Raw genomic sequence first — 16,945 nt, 5'->3', positions numbered from 1 at the left:
CTCCGAAACACTGGGGCGCCGGGTCGCGTTCTCTGGCAGAGTATGAGCATGCTCACAGTTATTGGCGAGGGCCTGGTCGATGTCGTCCAGCGTTCCTCTGGTATCCAGGCCCATGTCGGCGGAAGCCCCCTCAACGTCGCCGTGGGCCTGGCCCGGCTGGACCACCCGGTGCAGTTCATCGGCCGCTACGGCCGAGACGCCTACGGTGAATCGGTGGCGGCACACCTGAAGTCCAGCTCGGTGCTGCTCCCACTGGGCCCGGACGAGCTTCCCACTTCCGTCGCCACCGCCCTGATCGACGACGACGGCGCCGCCAGCTACACCTTCGACCTCGCCTGGCAGCTGCCCGGGCTCGCGGACCGGCTGCCGTTCATGCTGCAGGCAACAACCCTGCTGCATACCGGCTCGATTGCCACGATGCTGGCTCCCGGGGCCGCCGAGGTGCTCAGCGCCGTCGAGCATGCCCATCCTTTGGCGACCATCAGCTTCGATCCCAACTGCCGGCCCAGCATCATCACCGACGTGGACTACGCGCGCGGGCAGGCGGAAAAGTTCGTCACCCTGGCGGACGTGGTCAAGGCCTCGGATGAGGATCTCCAGTGGCTGTACCCCGGCGAGGATCCGCTGGATTCGGCCCGGCGGTGGCTTTCACTCGGCGGCTCGGAAGGCCCCGCGATGGTGGTGGTCACCCGCGGCGCCCGGGGTCCCTGGGGGGTGAATGCCGCCGGCGAAGCGCATTTCCCTGCGCCGTCCGTGAAAGTGGCGGACACCGTCGGCGCGGGGGATTCCTTTATGGCGGCGCTGCTCTCCGCAATCGTGGACCTGGGCCTGGACGGGGCGCAGAACCGCAAGGATCTGCGTGAGCTCTCGGCCGAAAGCCTCCGCGGACTCCTGGCCCATGCCGCCTGGGCCGCCGCTGTCACCGTTTCCCGGGCCGGCGCCAACCCGCCCACCCGGGCCGAACTGAACCGGACGGAGCTGGGCGCGCAGGCCCCGCACCCGGCGGAAACCGTGGGCCGCGATTCCGAAAGTGCAGAACTCCCCAGCAACTGAAAGGCAGCCATGACACACCACGATGGCCCCTCGTTCCGCGTCAGCAGTGAGTCATTCCAGGACGGGCAGACCCTTCCGCCGGCCCAGCGCGGCGCGTCGACCGGGGCGGGGGCCAAGGACGAGTCCCCGCAGCTGAGCTGGACCGGGGCCCCGGCCGGAACGCGGGGTTACGCCGTCACCATGTTCGACCCCGATGCCCCGGGCCGCGGCGGCTTCTGGCACTGGGCTGTGCTCGACCTTCCCGCCGACGTCACGTCCCTGCCCGCCGGGGCGGGATCGCGCCAGACCGGCTACCTGCCGCCCGGGGCCTTCCAGCTGAAGAACGACGGCGGTGCCACCGGCTACCTGGGGGCGGCTCCGCCCAGGGGCCACGGCCCGCACCGGTACATCGTCACGGTCCACGCCCTCGACGTCGCGCACTCCGGGCTGGACGCCGGTGCGCACCCGGCGAAACTGGAGGCCAAACTCGCCCCGCACACCCTGGCCAGCGCGAGCCTGACCGGCATCTACGAACGCCACTAACCGCGGGCCGCCGCCGTCGGCGTGGGCGGCCGCACCGGAACCCGCCACGCCGCCGCCCACGTAGACTGGCAGTATGCGGCTGGTAGCAAGTGACATTGACGGAACGATCCTCGGCCACGACGGCAAAATCAGTGACCGGACCGTCCGTGCGTTCCACGCCTGCCGGGACGCGGGGATCGAATTGGTCTTCGTCACGGGTCGGCCGCCGCGCTGGCTGCACCCCCTCCAGGAGCAGCTGGGCCACACCGGCACCGTCATCTGCTCGAACGGCGCCGTCGTCTGGGACCTGGAGGCGGTCCGCATGGTCTCGGCCCGGGCCCTGCAGCTCGACGCCGTCTTCGAGGCCCGCCGCATCATCCAGCGGCTGCGCCCGTCCGCACTCTTCGCCGCCGAGACCCTGACCGGCTTTCACCTGGAACCCGGGTTCATCGAGAACGGCTCGAGCAGGTTGCTCGCCGAGTTCACCCCCGCGCCGCTGCACACCACCCTCACCGCGGCCGATTCCGTGGTGAAATTCCTGGCTGTGGTCCGGGAGGGTTCGGCTGACGAGTTCCTGGCCGAAGTCACGCCGGCCGTCGCCCACCTCGCCGCGGCAACCCACTCGGCGCCGAATATCGCGCTTCTGGAACTGTCCCTCCCAGGCGTCAACAAGGCTGTCACGCTCGCCGAATACGCGGCGGGCCTGGGCGTCGACTCCGCCGATGTGGTGGCCTTCGGGGACATGCCCAACGACATCGAGATGCTGCGCTGGGCCGGCGACGGCTACGCGATGGCCAGCGGGCACCCCGAGGCCATCCTCGCCGCCGGGCAGCAGGCGCCGCACTTCGACGACGACGGCGTCGCCCAGATCCTCGAGGCCAAGCTCGCAGCCCTGGGACTCCGGCTGCCCTGAACCGGATCTGGCTGACCCGCCCGCCCCTGATTGACCCGGCGCGCCCACGCCAGGTACCCGCAACACGGCCTGCGGCGGTTCCCGGCGCAAACACCGGACTACCAGCTCACGGTCAACTGGCGTTCATCTTGGCGCCCTACGCTGGAATTTCACGACGGATCAGCTGACTGACGGTGGGAAATCATGGCTAAGTACCGCACGCAAAACACCGACGACACCCCCCTGCGCCGGGTGGCGCCGGACGCGCACTGGAAGACCCTGCAGCAGGGCGACCGCGTCAGCGTCCGGCTGGCGCCCGGCTACGAGACCGAGGGCCAGGTGGACGCCGTCACGGCAGACCACACCGCCGTCTGGGTGCATCTCGACGGCGGCCGCGGCCGCACGCTTCTGCACTGCAGTGACGGCGTGGAGATCCTCCCGCCCGCGAACTGATCCGGAGCCTCCGGCCGGGCTGGGCCGCGTTAAACAGAGCCTCTGGCCGGGCTTGGCTCCACCGAAAAGTGCCCCCGAATGGCGCCGCAAAGCTCCGCAGTCGGGGGCTCGGCTAGGCTTCAAGAGTGAGCACCCCGCACCCCTTCTTCGCCGCCGGTGACGGCCCGGAACGTCCCGTGGCCATGGCCCACCGCGGCTTCTCCCTGGACGGCCTGGAGAACTCCATGGCGGCGTTCCGCGCCGCCGTCGAACTGGGGTTCCGGCACCTGGAGACCGATGTGCACACCACTGCCGACGGCGTCCTGCTGCTCTTCCACGACGAAACCCTGGACCGCGTCACGGACGGCCGCGGCAGGATCTCCGAACTTCCGGCGGAGACCGTGGCACTGGCGCGGATCGGCGGCGCGGAGCCCATCCCGCTGTTCGAGGAACTCGCCACCACCTTCCCGGATGTCCGGATCAACCTCGACGTCAAGGACTGGAACTCAGTGGCGCCCCTGGTCGCCGCGATCGAACGCTACGGCCTGCACGACCGCGTGCTGATTGCCAGCTTCTCGGACCGCCGGCGCCGGGCCGTGCTGGACCAGCTGAGCCGCCCCGCCGCTGGATCCGCCGGCATCGTGTCCAATGCCCTCTTTGTCCTGCTGGGCCCGGTGCTCCCGGGGGCACTGCTGCGCCTCACCGCGGGACGTGCGCTGCGCGGCGTCCACGCCCTGCAGGTTCCCGTCAGCTACGGTGCCGTGACCGTGGTGACCCCAGGTTTCGTCCGGCGCGCCCACCGGCACGGCCTGCAGGTGCACGTCTGGACCATCAACGATCCCGCGGAAATGCACCGGCTGCTGGACCTCGGGGTCGACGGGATCGTCACCGACCGCGCGGACCTGCTCAAGGAAGTCCTGCAGGAACGCGGCGGCTGGGGCGGATGACCCCCAGCCAGGGCCGGGTCAGGAACTGAGCTCCATCATCAGGGGCGGCAGCTCCTCCGTAAGTTCGCGGGCGAGGTAGCCGAGACCGCCCAGCCGGCTCGCGAGCCGATCCCCGGCGGCCGCATGCAGATGGGTGCCCCAGCAGGCCGCCTGCGCGTCCGTGGTTCCCCGGGCCCGCAGCCCGGCAATCGTCCCGGACAGCACATCGCCGGAACCCGAAGTGCCCAGGCCGCTGTGTCCGGTGGTGATTTCCCACAGCGAAGCCCGTGTCCCGGCGCCGGCCCCGCCGGCCCCGCCGGCTGCCCGGCCGTCAGCCCCGCTGGGCCGCGCGATTACACCCTGGCAGCTCACCACCGCGCTGTACTTCTCCGCGAGCTCCGGTACATCGCGGGCCAGCTCCCCGGTGTCGTGCCCCAGCAGGATGCCCGCCTCGGTGACATTCGGGGTCAGGATCAGCCGGCCCGCCCAGGGGCCCAGGTCCCGGGCCAGCTCGGGCAGGCTGCCCAGGGCGAAGGCATCGAGGATGATGGCGGGCGGTTGATTCCCCGCCGGCACCTTGAGGAGTCCGCGGAGCAACGCAGTGGCCTCGTCCTTGTCGTCGAGGCCCGGTCCGATCAGGACCGCGTCGGCGGCTTCGACCGCTGAGGCGAGGACGGCGGCTGCCGAAGAGCCCTTGACGGTGCCCGAGGCGGTTTCCGGCAGCCTGAGCACGCCCGCCTCGGGCACCGCGACCGCCAGTTGCACGGCGACGGATTCCGCCACGGCCAGGGTGAGACGGCCGGCGCCGGAGCGCAGCGCGGCCACCCCGGCGAGCAGAACGGCGCCCGGCGTCATCCGCGCCCCGCCGATCACCAGCACCGATCCGCGGTCGCCCTTGCCGGAGCCGCCGCCGGGCAACGGCCAGTCCCGCAACAAGGTCGGTGTGACGGGCTCCGGGCGGACAGACTCCCGTCCGGGACCGGGTGCGGCGGCTTCACCGCGGGTGGACATTGGTATCCCCGGCATGTTCGGTCACTTGGACCCCTTCGCTCATCAGGTGGTCTGCCATGTTGAAGCTCTCCAAATGCCACGGCCCGGTGCCGCCGGGCCGGACGAACCGGGTCACGGAGGCATTGAGAATCGCGGAGGCAGCGGCTAGGTCCAGCAGCTCGCCCTCCGTCAGCCCTTCCAGGATGTAGCGGAACAGCAGGATGACGGCGTCGTGGCAGACCAGCAGTACGCGCTGTCCGGAACACAGCCGGTCCAGGTCGGCGACCAGGGAGCGCAGCCGCAGCACAACATCGGCCCACGATTCGCCGCCGGGCGGACGGTAGTAGAACTTGCCCAGCCACCGCCGGCGCTCCGCCTCCTGGGGGAGCCGGGCCTCCACACCGGCGGAGGTAAGCATGTCCAGGATGCCGAGCTCGCGGTCACGCAAACGTTCGTCCAGCAGGGGCGAGGTCTGCCAGCCCCCGGTGCGGACGGCCAGCTCCGCCGTCTGCACGGCCCGGAGATAGGGCGAGGACCACACCGCCGCCCGCCGATCCGCGGGGAATTCGGCAAGCAGGCGGCCCAGGGCCAGGGCCTGCCCGCGCCCGGTGTCGGACAGCTCGACGTCGGCGTCACGGGCCGGAACGTTGATGTCGTAGGCCCCGGACCGGTGCGCCTGTGTGGCGGCCACGTTTCCCTGGCTCTCACCATGCCGGACGAGCAGCAACTCGGTCATCCCGGGCAGGCCAGTCATGCTCCGGCCGGTCTTTGCGTTTTCATACCCCGTTGCCCCCTGTGTCCAGGCCGATTCTGTGTGGCTGCCACGTTACTACCGGCGCCGGGCAATGTCGCCGCCGTCCGGTGCCTGGCCAGGTCCCGGGGCTGGCAGGATGGACCCATGCGCATTCTGATCGCCCCGGACAAGTTCAAAGGCTCCCTGACCGCCGCCGAAGCCGCTTCCGCCATCGCCGAAGGCGCCTTGCGCGTCTATCCCGACGCCGAAGCCATCCAGTTTCCGGTGGCCGACGGCGGCGAGGGCACCCTCGAGGCGGCCGTGGCTGCCGGGTACGAGGAGCGGCTGAACGCCGTCGTCGGCCCCATCCTGGCACCCGTCGGCGCAGCCTGGGCGATCCGGAAGGACGCCTTCGGCGGGGCCACCGCCGTCATCGAAACCGCGCAGGCCTCCGGGCTGGCGCACATGGACCCCACCCCCGCCAACGCCCTGCGGGCACACAGCTACGGCTGCGGCCAGCTGATTGCGGCCGCCCTGGACGCCGGCGCGACGGAGATCGTGCTGGGCCTGGGCGGTTCGGCGATGAGCGACGGCGGCAGCGGCGCCCTGCGCGCGCTCGGCCTCAAGCCGCTCGACGCCGCGGGCAACGTGGTGCCGCTCGGCGGCGGCTCGCTCGCCCAGGTGGTGCAGCTCGATATCAGCGGCCTCGACCCCCGGCTGGGCGCCGTGACCTTCCGGATCGCCGTCGACGTGCAGAACCCGCTCGTTGGCAGCGACGGGGCAGCCCCCGTGTTCGGTCCGCAGAAAGGTGCCGATGAGGACGCCGTGGAGCTGCTCGACGCCGGGCTCCGCAACTGGGCCTCGGTGCTGCGCCAAGCCACCGGGCGGGACGTCAACGTTGCAGGGGCCGGGGCCGCCGGCGGCTTCCCGGCAGCGTTCCTGGCCTTCAGCAACGCCGCACTGGAAGGCGGCTTCGAGCTGGTCGCCGGACTCACCGGCCTGGCCGCCAAGCTCGCGCAGGCAGACCTCGTGATCACCGGCGAGGGCTCGCTGGATTCCCAGTCGCTCACCGGCAAGGCGCCGATTGCGCTCGCCGATGCGGCCCAGAGCCTTGGAATCCCGGTGATTGTGGTCGCTGGACGGATTCTGGTCACCCCGGAAGACCTCGCCAAGCACGGGGTGGTGGCCGCCGCGCAGCTGCTGGACGTGGCCGGAAGCCCGGAGGACGCCGTCGCAAACGCCGCGAAGTACCTCGCCTGGGCCACCAGCCAGGTGCTCGAGGGGGCCTGAGGGGGCCGGAGCGCTCACGCGCCCGTCTCGTAGTGCGGCTCGGCGACCGGCTTGGATTCGGGCGAGCCCCGCTCGCGCAGGTACACCGAAGCGCCAACGAGGACGGCGACGGCCAGGAATTCGCTTTGCCAGTTCTGGAAGGACTCAAACCAGAAGCGGCTCGTGGCGAGGTACCCGAGGACTGTGACTGGCGGCTGCCCGTGGCTCTGCTGTTCGGAACTGTATTCCTCGCTGCCGCCGACGGCGTGGAGCGCAAACGACGCCACGAACAGCAGCAGGAACATGATCGACAGGGAGTGTTCATAGAGCTTAAGGACCCAGCCCCCACGCCGCACGGGCCACGGGGTGGACTTCTTCAGCGGCGCGTCCCGGGGATCCTCATCCTGCGCGGAAGCCCGGTCCATCGGCTTGGACTCCGAGGATCCTTTCTGGAAAAGGAACACCGTCAGGATCACGTACATGCCCATCTGCAGGAACTCGGATTCCCAGTTCTCAAAGGTCGCCTCAAGGAAGGCCCCCGTGCCGAGGTACCCCAGTACCGACACGGCCGGCTCGCCATGGGCCAGCTGGTCCTCGCTGTAGTCCGCGGCCCCGCTGAAGACCATGCCGCCGAAGAACATCAGGAAAAGGCCGATATTGGCCAGCAGCAGCCCGTGTTCCTTGACCCACTTACCCATGGTTCCTCCTGGCAGCTCGCTGCGTCTTCGGCTCGCGGTGTTCGTCATGTCATTTCCTTTCGGCGGCCTGTCGGCGGAGCCTGCTCGGCACGTAGACGAGCAGGATGAGCAGCACCGTCAGCAGCACCGCCCCGGCCGTCAGGCCCGCTCTCCGGCCCGCCGTGACGTCGAAAACCAGCGCGGAGGTGCCGACGCTGAGCAGCCCGATGCCCGCCAGGGCAACCTTCGCGATCCTGTCCGCGCTCGCCACAAGGGCAGCCCTGAGATGCAGGCGAAAGAGGCGGCGGTGCACGCTCACGGGCAGGAGAATCAGCGATGTGGTGAGGGCTGCCAGCGCCACGTTGGCAAGATAAAGGGTCGTCTGGAAATCATCCAGCGTCGCGAACCTCGACTGGAACGGCAGGGTCAGCAGGAACCCCGCCAGGATCTGGACCCCGGTCTGCAGCACCCGAAGTTCCTGCAGCAGTTCCATCCAGTTACGGTCCAGCTTTTCAATGCCGGACTCGTTGCGGCGGTCCGTCGCGGACCGCGATGCCTCTGGATCGGTCACGGGTGTGCCTCCGGGTGAATGCTTATCGGGCTGCGGTGGCAGCTAACACTCAACCTAGGCGTGGCCCATACGAAATTCAAGCCGGTACTAAGGTTGCTGATGAATTTCCGGGTAGGGTGGAACTGTTTACTTCACGGGACAGCTTCAAGGCCGGGGTCGATGCCCGCGGCGAGGGAAGATGCCCCGGAAAAACCGACACGTTGGGTAGGTGGACTTGTGAGTGATTCGACCAAACAGCAGGACCAGCCGCGCGATCCCCGCCGCGGCTACTACTCCGGGTCCTTCCCGGAGCAGGTGCAGGAACAGCCAGGCCTGACCGCGCCCATGGAGCCTCAGCCGGACCACGGCGAGGAGAGCTACGAAGGCAGCGGCGCCCTCGACGCCAAGGCCGCGCTGATTACCGGCGGGGACTCAGGGATTGGCAAGGCCGTGGCCATCGCCTTCGCCCGTGAGGGGGCCGACGTCGCCATCTCCTACCTGCCGGAGGAGGAAGCCGACGCGCAGGACACCGCCGCGTGGATCCGTAAAACCGGCCGCAGGGCGCTGCTGATCGCCGGCGACGGGCGCAGTGAGGAGTTCGCCATCAGAATCGTCGAGCACGCCCTCGCCGAATTCGGCCGCCTGGACGTCGTGGTGCTGAACGCCGCCTACCAGAAGAACCGGGACAGCTTCGAGTCCCTCCCCACCGAGGAGTTCGACCGCGTCTTCAAGACCAACCTCTACTCGCTGATCTGGACGGCGCGGGCCGCGGTGCCGCATCTGACGGCGGGCGCTTCCATCATCACGACGGCGTCGATCCAGGCGTTCAACCCCTCGCCGGAGCTCATCGACTACGCCATGACCAAAGCCGCGCAGATCGCCTTCACCAAAGCCCTGGCGCAGGAGCTCGGTCCGAAAGGCATCCGCGTCAACGCTGTGGCTCCCGGCCCCATCTGGACGCCGCTGATCCCGGCGACCGAGTGGCCGGACAAGCTGCCGTCCTTCGGCCAGGACACCCCGCTGCAGCGCGCGGGACAGCCGGCGGAACTCGCACCGGCCTACGTGCTCCTGGCCTCCGACCGCGGCTCCTACATTTCCGGCGCCGTAGTGCCCGTCACGGGCGGCAAGGGCCTCTGAGCCGAACCCGCGCCGACAAGCTATTTCCGGCATCCACGCAGTCCAACCTTTTTTCGATCGTCCATTAACAGCAAGGGAGGAACGGTATGACCCAGGAGAAACAGCAGGAACCCATCGAGGAGGCCGGCGGCTACGGAACGCCGACGGCGGAGCAGGAATTGCCCCCCGGTGACACAAAGAAGTTCGCGCAGCCCCGCGAGGAAGAAGCGTTCGACGCAGCAGGACTCAGCCAGGACAGCCCGGACGGGGAGACTTACCCGGCCGGGACGCCGGACCTGAGCCAGTTCGGCGCCGAAGACCAGGACAGTGCAGGAGAACCCGGAGCAGGACGCTTCGGAGGAACGGAGGAACAAATGAGTTCAGAAAACGCCAGTACCACCCCCGGCTACGACGCCGACGCCTCGGAGAATTCAGAGGCGGCCATGCCGTCCTCGGAGGCGGAGATGGACGAGAGCAACACCGAAAAGCCTGACGCCGGGCGGCCGTTCTCCTCAGAGGCCAGCCAGGACGCGGCCGGCCTGCCCGACGGATCGGGAACCGACCTGCCCGACGACAAGGCCCCCAGGGACAGGGACAGCGACGACGAGGAAGCATTCGACGCCGGCTAGACCCCGGCCAGCGAAACCCTCGTAACGGCGAAGGCCGGGAACCGCGCACCAATTCGGTGCGCGGTTCCCGGCCTTCCGGCTGCGGCGGGGTTCTAGCGGCGCTTCTTCGGCGCGCGCCTCACTGCCGTGGCGGCGGCCGCGGCGGCTGCAAGGGGGCCTTCCGTCTCCGGCTCGGCGACGGTGCCGCGGGCCTTCGCGATAGCCTTCATGCCGTGGTAAATCACCAGGGCCGCCGCGGAGCCGAGGGCGATGCCGGTGAACTTCAGGTCGCCGATGGTCCAGGTGTAGTCGGCGATGCCGACGATCAACGCCACGGCGGCCGTCGTCAGGTTGATCGGGTTGGCGAAGTTCACCTTGTTCTGCACCCAGATCTTGACGCCGAGGACGCCGATCATGCCGTACAGCATCGTCGCGGCGCCGCCCAGCACGCCGGCCGGGACAGTGGCGATCAGTTCGCCGAACTTCGGCGAGAAGCTCAGCACCACGGCGAAGATACCGGCCACCCAGTAGGCCGCCGTCGAATAAACCTTCGTGGCGGCCATAACACCGATGTTTTCGGCGTAGGTCGTGGTGCCGGAGCCGCCGCCCATGCCGGCAAGCACGGTAGCGGCGCCGTCGGCCATCAGCGCGCGGCCGGAGACGCCGTCAAGGTTCTGGCCGGTCATGGCGGACACAGACTTTACGTGGCCGATGTTCTCCGCCACCAGCACCAGCACCACCGGCACGAACAGGCCAACGACGCCGAGGTGGAACTCGGGGGTTTGGAAGAACGGCAGGCCCACCCAGGCGGCGGAGTCCACCTTGGTGAAGTCCACTTCGCCGCGGATCATCGCCACGGCATAGCCCAGCACGACGCCGGCCAGGATGCTCAGCCGGCCCAGGATGCCGCGGAAGAAGACGCTGGTGACGATGATCGTTGCCAGGGTGATGAGGGCCGTGACCGGGGCGGCGTCGAAGTTGTTCTTCGCTGCGGGCGCGAGGTTGAGGCCGATCAGTCCGACGATGGCGCCGGTCACGATGGGCGGCATCAGGCGGTTGATCCAGCCGGCACCGAACTTCTGCACCACCGCGCCGATGATCGCCAGCCCCACGCCGGCCAGCACCACGCCGCCGAGCGCGCCGGGGACGCCGTACTGCTGCTGCGAGGCCATGATCGGCGCGATGAACGCGAAGCTGGAGCCCAGATAACTCGGCACTTGGCCCTTGGTGATGACGAGGAAGAGCAGGGTGCCGATGCCGGAGAAGAACAGCGTCGTGGCCGGCGGCATGCCCGTGATGATCGGGACCAGGAAGGTGGCGCCGAACATGGCGACGACGTGCTGCATCCCGACGCCAATGGTCAGCGGCCAGGCAAGGCGCTCATCCGGCTTCACGACCTCGCCCGGGCGGATGGACTTGCCGTTGCCGTGGAGCTTCCATTTGGTACCGAGCATGCTCATTGCCGGGGCCTTTCAGAGAATGTGTGGCGGGGCGGGAAGGAATCTTCCGGAGCAACTTTACCGCGCCGGTGTTTCCGGCATGCTTCGCCGGGGGCGCCCCTGTGCCGCACGTCACGCGGCGTCCCGGGAAGCAGGAGGCGCAGGTTGAAGTTGCAACTATGGACAGGACCCAGTGGCCGCCGCCCGGCGGGCACACCCAGCGAAAGGGATGCCCATGACCATCGCCCATGACGAAGCAGTAATCGACGCCGCCGCAGTGGACGCCATCTTTGCCGAGGCGCGCACCCCCAACACCTTCACCGGCGAAGTCACCGACGAGCAGGCCCGGGCCATCTACGAACTCACCAAGTTCGGCCCCACCGCATTCAACTCGCAGCCGCTGCGCGTGACCTACGTCCGGTCCGAGGAAGCCCGCACCACCCTGGTTGGAACCCTCGCCAACGGCAACCGCGCCAAGACCGCCACTGCACCGCTCGTCGCCGTCCTCAGCTACGACACGTCCTGGCAGGAGCAGTGGGACAACTTCCTGCCCGGCTACAACGCGCCCAAGGCAATGTACGACGCAGCCCCGGAGCTCGCCGCGGCCACCGGCAACAACAACGCCCATCTGCAGGCTGGCTACTTCATCCTCGCTGTCCGGTCCCTTGGCCTGTCCGCCGGACCGATGACGGGCGCGGACTTCAGCGCGATCGACGAGGCCTTCTTCCCCGACGGCGGCCAGAAGAGCTTCCTCGTGGTCAACATCGGCCAGCCCGCCGCTGACGCCTGGGGTGCCGCGAAGCCGAAGTTCGCCTACGAGGACGTCGTCCGCACGGTCTAGGCGAAATCTGCCCAACGGAAACAGGCGCTGACGCCGTTCCCTCGCGGCGGGGTGGCGCGGTGACTGTTCTGGCGTGGACGGTGCTTGCAGCACTGTTCTGGCGCGGAGGTGCCTCCGGCACCATGGGGGACAGGCCGGAGGCACTCGGGACGCTATTCTGCGGGTGAGCGCAAGGCCGCATCCGGGGCCGCTTCCCAGTTTAGTCCGCCCCGGGGCCTTAACCCCAGAGCCAAACCCAGAGCCCCTGGGCGCCCAGAACGGGGCACCGGGTGTGATCCCCCGGGGACCCCGGGTCCCGGGCGGGGCACATCGGGGACGGTGGTCACATTTTGCCGCGGGGTGCAATACTAAGGGCACCTGCGGCGCGGAGTCGGCGCAAATCGGGCTATGGCGAGCGGACCGGGGGGCCACTATGATGCTTGACACCGCAACCTTGCGGGTCGCCTTGGCGGTCGTCGATCTGACCCTGCTGCTGCTCTTCTACTTCATCACGTTCCGCCGGACGCGTTCGGCGTACAGCGGCTGGTGGTGCCTGGCCCTGCTGCTGTTCCTGTCCGGCGACGCGGCATACCTGCTGGACGGGACACCACACCAGGTCTGGTCCAACCCGCTCGGGAACCTGCTCCTCGTGGCGGGTGCGGCCAGCATCTGGGCGGGGGCGCGGTCTCTGCGCACCGCCAGTCCAAGAATCTGGTATCTCGCGGCGGCCCCGGCCATTACGGCCGTGGCCTCGGTCCTCGACCACCCGGCCACCAACGTGTGGTCCGGCGCGCCCGCCTATCTGGGCTTCATGAGCCTGCTGATCGGCCTTGGCTGCCGGGAGCTGTTCCTGCTGGACCGGCACTTTTCCCGCGTTCACCTCACGCTGGGTGTGGGCTCCGGCATCCTGGCCGGGTACTATCTGGGCCGCCTCGTCGCCTTTCTCGCGGAAGGCCGCGACGGGCCGGTATTCCAGTCCGTCTTCGGCTCCGCAGCGACAACGGTCTTTTCGGCCGTGATTATGGTGGTCGCATCCTTCACAATGGCGGAGCTGAGTTACGAACAGCAGACCCGGGACCTCCGCGCCCGCGCAACGGTGGACGGGCTCACCGGACTGCTGAACCGCACGGCTTTCCTGGACCTTGCCGAGGACGAACTGCGCCGCCTCAGCCGGGGCCGGACCATGGCGTCGCTGATCCTGGCGGACCTGGACCATTTCAAGGCCATCAACGACGAGTTTGGCCACTTGGCCGGCGACACCGCTCTGCAGGCGTTCGCGGAGGCCTGCGCCGCCACGGTCCGTTCCACCGACCTGGTGGGCCGCTACGGCGGTGAGGAATTCATCATGCTCCTTCCGGGCGTGACCCCGGAACGGGCGGGGGAAATCGCCGCGGACATCAGCGCCCGGCTGCACGCCTCGTCGTCGCCGGTGATCCCGCGGCTGCCCACCTCCAGCTACGGGATCGCCTCGACCGCGCCCGGCCGTGTGGATCTTGACGCCCTGATCGCCTCCGCGGACGCGGCGCTCTACCGCGCTAAGACCCTGGGCAGGAACCGCTCGGTGCTCGCCGGGGGACTCGAGGAAGAGCCGGCCTGAGCGGGCGCCCGAGCGGTCCCGGCCCAGGGCCGGGCGGCTAGGAAATGACCCCGTCCACCAGCGCCTTGGCCTCGGCCTGGACCTGCTTGAGGTGCTCGGCTCCCTTGAACGACTCGGCATAGATCTTGTAGACGTCCTCGGTGCCGGAGGGGCGGGCCGCAAACCACGCGTTCTCGGTGACCACCTTGAGGCCGCCGATCGCTGCCCCGTTGCCCGGCGCCTCGGTCAGCTTGGCTGTGATGGTCTCGCCCGCAAGCTCGGTGGCGGTGACGTCCGACGGCGAGAGCTTGCCGAGGGCCGCTTTCTGCTCCCGGGTGGCAGCTGCATCGATCCGGGCGTAGACCGGGTCGCCGAACTTGTCCGTGAGGCCCTTGTAGAGCTGCGAGGGTGACTTGCCGGTGACCGCCGTGATCTCCGACGCCAGCAGGGCCAGCAGGATGCCGTCCTTGTCGGTGGTCCAGACGCTGCCGTCCATCTTGTTAAAGGAAGCGCCGGCGGATTCCTCGCCGCCGAAGGCGCCCTCGCCGGAGAGCAGCCCCGGGACGAACCATTTGAAGCCCACGGGCACTTCCACGAGCTTGCGGCCCAGGCTCTCGGCCACGCGGTCGATAATCGACGAGGACACAAGGGTCTTGCCGATCACTGACTTCGGGTTCCAGCCGGTCCGGTGCCGGTAGAGGTAGTCGATTGCGACGGCGAGGTAGTGGTTCGGGTTCATCAGTCCGCCCTGCCCATCGACAAACGGCGTCACGATCCCGTGCCGGTCGGCGTCGGCGTCGTTGCCGGTGGCGATGTCGAAGGCTGCGGACCCGTCCGCACCAACAGCCATCCGGTTGATCAGGGAGGCCATCGCCGAGGGCGAGGAGCAGTCCATCCGGATCTTCTCGTCCCAGTCGAGGGTCATGAAAGCCCACTGGGGGTCGACGGTGGGGTTGACCACCGTGAGGTTGAGGTGGTGGCGTTCGCCGATCTCGCCCCAGTAGTCCACCGACGCGCCGCCCATCGGGTCAGCGCCGATCCGGACGCCGGCCTCGCGGATTGCGTTGAGGTCCAGCACGGAGGGGAGGTCATCCACGTAGCTGCTGAGGAAGTCGAACTTGCCCGTGGTGCCGGCGCTGAGGGCCTCGGCAATGGGGATCCGCTTGACCCCGCGCAGGCCGTTCTCCAGCAGTTCATTGGCGCGGTTGGCGATCCACCCGGTGGCGTCCGTGTCAGCGGGTCCGCCGTGCGGGGGGTTGTACTTGAAACCGCCGTCGCCGGGCGGGTTGTGACTCGGGGTCACCACGATGCCGTCCGCCTGCGGAGCCCCGGCGGGGGAGTTGTTGTTGTGCGTCAGGATGGCGTGACTGAGCGACGGCGTGGGGGTGTAGCCGTGGCGGGCGTCGATCAGCACGTTGACGCCGTTGGCCGCGAGGACCTCGAGGGCGGAATTCTGGGCCGGTTCGCTCAGGGCATGGGTGTCCTTGGCGAGGTACAGCGGCCCGGTGATGCCTTGGCCGGCCCGGTACTCGACAATCGCCTGGGTGATGGCGAGGATGTGGGGTTCGTTGAAGGAGGCCTTCAGGCTCGAGCCCCGGTGCCCGGAGGTGCCGAAGGCCACCCGCTGGCCGGGGTCGCCCAGATCGGGGGAAACATCGTAGTACGCATCCAGGAGCGCAGTGAGATCAACAAGGTCTTGGGGTTGGGCAACAGTGCCCGCGCGGCTAGCCATGGCACCAGCATGCCAGACCTGCGGGGAAGGCAACATGATTACGGCGCCTATGACGCGGAAATATCCTGCCCAGCGCCCCGGGACGGCGGTAGGCTGAAGCCAGAGACGTCCATAGGGGGACAACCATGACTGACCAGCCGAAACCGGAGCATGACGGGACGCCGGAGGGCTACCAGCCGCCGTCGTACATTCCTGCGCAGGAATCCGACGTTCCCGCGCCGCCAAAGGCTCCTTCGTGGCCGGCGACGGCGAAGATCGAGCAGCCAGGCTATGGTCAGCAGCCCTACGGCACGCCGGGACAGTCCGGGGAGCAGTCCGGCCAGCCGGCGGCCGGCTACGGCCAGCCGGCGTCCGAGTACAGCCAGCCTGCGGCCGGCTACGGCCAGCCCGCCGATGCGGGCGGCACGCCCTACGGCGCGGCCCCACAGCAGCCCTATGGTGCGCCTCCCCAGTATGGCCAGCCGGGCAGCCCGTTCAATGCCTACGGGCAGCCGAGCTATTACGGTGTGCCGCCGGAACCCAGGGGCCTGAGCATCGCCAGCCTGTGCTGCGGCATCGCCGCTTTCGTGGGGCTGGGCATCTTCCTCCTGCCGCAGCTCGCGGCGGTCATTCTCGGGCACTTGGCCCTCAAACGCGAGCCGTCGGGGAGGGGCATGGCCATTGCCGGCCTGGTGCTGGGCTATGTGGGGATCGCGTTGACCATACTGGTGGTCGTGATCATTGCGCTGGGGCTGGCCATCAGCAGCTCAAGCTACCGGGGGTACGGGGCCTAGGCTCCTCCGTCAGGGGGTCAGGGCCTCAACCAGCCGGCCGGCGTTGGCCTCGAGCCACTGGCCGCGGCGGCGGATCATGCCGCCCACGCCGTCGTCCCACATCCGGGCCCAGCCGCCGCCAAGCGCGCGGGCGTTGTGTTCCATCCGCTCGTAGCTCAGCGCCGTGGCCTCGGTCCCGAAGGCGGGCAGCCGGCGTCGTTCCCCTTCATCCCAGCCGTACGCGTCGGCGAAGATCCGGAGCCGCCGGAACGGGTCGGCCGCCTCCCAGCCAGGCCACGCATCAGCCGGATCCCGGAGCGGAACCCAGTGCATTGCAGTGTTGAAGGAATCCTTGAAGGCCGTTGTGGGACCGGCCAGGTCGAAGTCCAACACTCCGGCAGCGAGGCCGTCCCGGACCACCACGTTCTGCGGGGTCACATCCAGATGGCAGACGAGCTCTGCCGGATCCTGGCGGACCGGGCGAGGCGGGAACGGGTGGTCGTCCGGCACGAACCCGGCCGACGCCGCATGCAGCCGGCGCAGCAGCTCCGCCACGGAGGCCAGGAGCTCCTCGGACTGGACCCAAGCCTCCGGGACCGGGCCGGCGCACCCTCCGGGCACGAAAGTCAGCACGTCCCTGCCCTTCGAGTCCCGGCCCAGGAACCGCGGGGACCCGTCGAATCCGGCGCCTTCCAGCCAGTCGAGGTACGCGGCGACGGCCAGGGACTGCGGCTGGTGCGGGCGGCGGATGGTGCCGCCGACCCGCACCACGCCGTCGGTGACATCGCCCGCCGGCATGAGCTCGACGTCGGACGCCTCGCCTGCGGCGGGGACGTAGACGCGGGACTCAACCGGTGCGTGGCGTCTCGGGCTCATCGG

The 16,945-nt window shown here is 69.2% G+C and carries 18 protein-coding genes; 11 read left to right on the top strand and 7 right to left on the bottom strand.

Going from position 1 to position 16,945, the window contains the following annotated elements; genetic code table 11:
- Nucleotides 1-48: 48 nt before the first annotated feature.
- The 5 genes from QCD75_RS07390 (at nt 49) to QCD75_RS07370 (ending at nt 3,825) form a co-directional block, all read left to right on the top strand.
- Nucleotides 49-1,053, top strand: coding sequence for a carbohydrate kinase family protein (locus QCD75_RS07390; protein ID WP_301227159.1), 1,005 nt, complete (start codon nt 49-51; stop codon nt 1,051-1,053).
- A 9-nt stretch (nt 1,054-1,062) separates the two neighbouring features.
- On the top strand, nt 1,063-1,575 hold the full coding sequence (locus tag QCD75_RS07385) for a YbhB/YbcL family Raf kinase inhibitor-like protein (RefSeq protein WP_301227157.1): 513 nt from the start codon (nt 1,063-1,065) through the stop codon (nt 1,573-1,575).
- 73 nt (nt 1,576-1,648) lie between these two features.
- Nucleotides 1,649-2,467, top strand: coding sequence for an HAD family hydrolase (locus QCD75_RS07380; protein WP_301227155.1), 819 nt, complete (start codon nt 1,649-1,651; stop codon nt 2,465-2,467).
- A gap of 183 nt (nt 2,468-2,650) precedes the next feature.
- Entirely contained in the window at nt 2,651-2,899 is a 249-nt protein-coding gene (locus QCD75_RS07375) for a hypothetical protein (RefSeq protein ID WP_301227154.1), read from the top strand.
- A gap of 182 nt (nt 2,900-3,081) precedes the next feature.
- On the top strand, nt 3,082-3,825 hold the full coding sequence (locus QCD75_RS07370) for a glycerophosphodiester phosphodiesterase (protein ID WP_441005447.1): 744 nt from the start codon (nt 3,082-3,084) through the stop codon (nt 3,823-3,825).
- 18 nt (nt 3,826-3,843) lie between these two features.
- On the opposite strand, the gene QCD75_RS07365 is transcribed toward QCD75_RS07370, so the two are convergent.
- Nucleotides 3,844-4,815, bottom strand: a complete 972-nt coding sequence (locus QCD75_RS07365; protein ID WP_301227150.1) for an ADP-dependent NAD(P)H-hydrate dehydratase — start codon at nt 4,813-4,815, stop codon at nt 3,844-3,846.
- Nucleotides 4,799-5,548 carry a histidine phosphatase family protein gene (locus QCD75_RS07360; protein ID WP_301227148.1) on the bottom strand — a complete coding sequence of 250 codons (750 nt, stop codon included), beginning with the start codon at nt 5,546-5,548 and terminating at the stop codon, nt 4,799-4,801. Before QCD75_RS07360 ends, QCD75_RS07365 begins: the two co-directional genes overlap by 17 nt.
- A 144-nt stretch (nt 5,549-5,692) precedes the next feature.
- On the opposite strand from QCD75_RS07360, the gene QCD75_RS07355 reads away from it, so the two are divergent.
- A complete protein-coding gene (locus tag QCD75_RS07355) occupies nt 5,693-6,817 on the top strand; it encodes a glycerate kinase (RefSeq protein ID WP_301227146.1) in 1,125 nt (374 codons plus the stop codon).
- Nucleotides 6,818-6,831: 14 nt separating this feature from the next.
- On the opposite strand, the gene QCD75_RS07350 is transcribed toward QCD75_RS07355, so the two are convergent.
- The gene (locus QCD75_RS07350; protein ID WP_367400635.1) at nt 6,832-7,542 is read right to left on the bottom strand and encodes a DUF6766 family protein; all 711 of its coding nucleotides are present in this window, start codon (nt 7,540-7,542) and stop codon (nt 6,832-6,834) included.
- 1 nt (nt 7,543) lies between these two features.
- Nucleotides 7,544-8,044 carry a DUF6328 family protein gene (locus tag QCD75_RS07345; protein ID WP_301227144.1) on the bottom strand — a complete coding sequence of 167 codons (501 nt, stop codon included), beginning with the start codon at nt 8,042-8,044 and terminating at the stop codon, nt 7,544-7,546.
- 216 nt (nt 8,045-8,260) lie between these two features.
- On the opposite strand from QCD75_RS07345, the gene QCD75_RS07340 reads away from it, so the two are divergent.
- The gene (locus QCD75_RS07340; RefSeq protein WP_301227142.1) at nt 8,261-9,160 is read left to right on the top strand and encodes an SDR family oxidoreductase; all 900 of its coding nucleotides are present in this window, start codon (nt 8,261-8,263) and stop codon (nt 9,158-9,160) included.
- Nucleotides 9,161-9,246: 86 nt separating this feature from the next.
- Nucleotides 9,247-9,768, top strand: coding sequence for a hypothetical protein (locus QCD75_RS07335; RefSeq protein ID WP_301227140.1), 522 nt, complete (start codon nt 9,247-9,249; stop codon nt 9,766-9,768).
- A gap of 92 nt (nt 9,769-9,860) precedes the next feature.
- On the opposite strand, the gene QCD75_RS07330 is transcribed toward QCD75_RS07335, so the two are convergent.
- Nucleotides 9,861-11,207, bottom strand: coding sequence for a uracil-xanthine permease family protein (locus QCD75_RS07330; protein WP_301227138.1), 1,347 nt, complete (start codon nt 11,205-11,207; stop codon nt 9,861-9,863).
- A gap of 214 nt (nt 11,208-11,421) precedes the next feature.
- On the opposite strand from QCD75_RS07330, the gene QCD75_RS07325 reads away from it, so the two are divergent.
- On the top strand, nt 11,422-12,027 hold the full coding sequence (locus QCD75_RS07325) for a malonic semialdehyde reductase (protein ID WP_301227136.1): 606 nt from the start codon (nt 11,422-11,424) through the stop codon (nt 12,025-12,027).
- Between the two features lie 412 nt (nt 12,028-12,439).
- The gene (locus QCD75_RS07320; RefSeq protein ID WP_301227134.1) at nt 12,440-13,603 is read left to right on the top strand and encodes a GGDEF domain-containing protein; all 1,164 of its coding nucleotides are present in this window, start codon (nt 12,440-12,442) and stop codon (nt 13,601-13,603) included.
- Between the two features lie 37 nt (nt 13,604-13,640).
- Here the strand turns inward: QCD75_RS07320 and pgm are convergent, their stop codons facing one another.
- A complete protein-coding gene (gene pgm / locus QCD75_RS07315) occupies nt 13,641-15,314 on the bottom strand; it encodes a phosphoglucomutase (alpha-D-glucose-1,6-bisphosphate-dependent) (RefSeq protein ID WP_301227132.1) in 1,674 nt (557 codons plus the stop codon).
- Nucleotides 15,315-15,439: 125 nt separating this feature from the next.
- Here pgm and QCD75_RS07310 point away from each other — a divergent pair, with 125 nt between their 5' ends.
- A complete protein-coding gene (locus tag QCD75_RS07310) occupies nt 15,440-16,087 on the top strand; it encodes a DUF4190 domain-containing protein (RefSeq protein WP_301227130.1) in 648 nt (215 codons plus the stop codon).
- A gap of 9 nt (nt 16,088-16,096) precedes the next feature.
- On the opposite strand, the gene QCD75_RS07305 is transcribed toward QCD75_RS07310, so the two are convergent.
- On the bottom strand, nt 16,097-16,942 hold the full coding sequence (locus QCD75_RS07305; RefSeq protein WP_301227128.1) for a phosphotransferase: 846 nt from the start codon (nt 16,940-16,942) through the stop codon (nt 16,097-16,099).
- Nucleotides 16,943-16,945 lie beyond the last annotated feature (3 nt).

This window comes from Arthrobacter sp. PsM3 (genome assembly GCF_030433895.1).
GTDB lineage: Bacteria > Actinomycetota > Actinomycetes > Actinomycetales > Micrococcaceae > Arthrobacter.
The sequence above is the reverse complement of the archived record's forward strand: the minus strand, read 5'-3'. Positions and strand labels throughout refer to the sequence as shown.